Origin of the sequence: Sphingobacterium sp. UBA7253 (assembly GCF_002472745.1) — a bacterium.
GTDB classification, from domain to species: Bacteria; Bacteroidota; Bacteroidia; order Sphingobacteriales; family Sphingobacteriaceae; genus Sphingobacterium; species Sphingobacterium siyangense.
Map to the genome: position 1 here is coordinate 3,827 of NZ_DKSP01000140.1, position 973 is coordinate 4,799.

A 973-nucleotide genomic window follows, 5' to 3' on the forward strand; every position below is an offset into this window, starting at 1 on the left:
CTGATTTCGGGAAGCCTTCTTAATTTTGCAACTTCAGTTTTTTGTTGGGCGATACTAACAGCTGATGCCGAAACGATAAGATTTGGGTGGTTATGGATAGCAAGTTCGAACAGTTTTTCAATTGTTATTTTCCGGCTGTTTATGCTGTCTTGACCGTATGTTTGATTGCAAAAGAATGTAAAGAAGCATAACGTCAAGTAAAAACCTATTTTTCGGGCTCTTGACTTCGTATTCATGGTATTTAACTTTGTTTATATATGTGATACAAAGTTACGATGCCTTGGGGGGACAAGAAATGTTTGATACCTGCTTTATGATGTTCAATTGGTAACAAGATTGGCTTGCTGTTCACGAAATAGCTTGGGTGTTATGCCGACATGTTTTTTGAAAAACTTGCTAAAAGCATATTGATCTGAAAAATTAAATTCTTGTGAGATCTGATTGATTGTTTTGGTAGAAATGGTGAGCTGCGCTCTAGCTTCTGTGACTAGCCAGTTGCTAATAATTTCAGAGGGCGATTCTTTTGTAATCTCCTTGACGCTGATCGACAGGTACTTGATGGAAATATTGAGGCGGTCGGCGTAGAATGCTAGATCGCGCTGTTCTTTGTAGTGATCGGCTATAAGCTGTAAAAAATGCACGGTAATTTCTTCCTTTCTTTTGTTGTGTGTCTTTCCGGAGCTTTCGCCGGCAGTATAGATCACATCGGCCAAAAGGTAAATAATCGCCATAAAAATATTGATATTGGCTTTTTGGAGAAAATCCTTCTTCGGATCGATCGGTTTTTTACGGTTGTTATGTAAAGTGCATAACAATGTCCAGATCGCTTCAAAATCGTTGGCGGCAGGAGTAAAGGGTGTTGAGCGATTGGCATTGATTAACCGATACGCATCGTATCGACTGATCGACAATCGTATTCGGTTGGAAAAATTCCGGTCATAATGGAGTATTTTAAAAACAGCATCGTTACTAA

The 973-nt window shown here is 39.1% G+C and carries 2 protein-coding genes; both read right to left on the reverse strand.

Annotated features, from left to right (window positions below):
* A partial coding sequence (locus B2X72_RS14585; protein ID WP_286850180.1) for a hypothetical protein occupies window positions 1-236 on the reverse strand: 236 nt, incomplete at its 3' end.
* A gap of 84 nt (window positions 237-320) precedes the next feature.
* Window positions 321-973, reverse strand: a 653-nt coding sequence (locus B2X72_RS14590; protein WP_286850183.1) for a helix-turn-helix domain-containing protein, incomplete at its 5' end; no start/stop codon positions are given.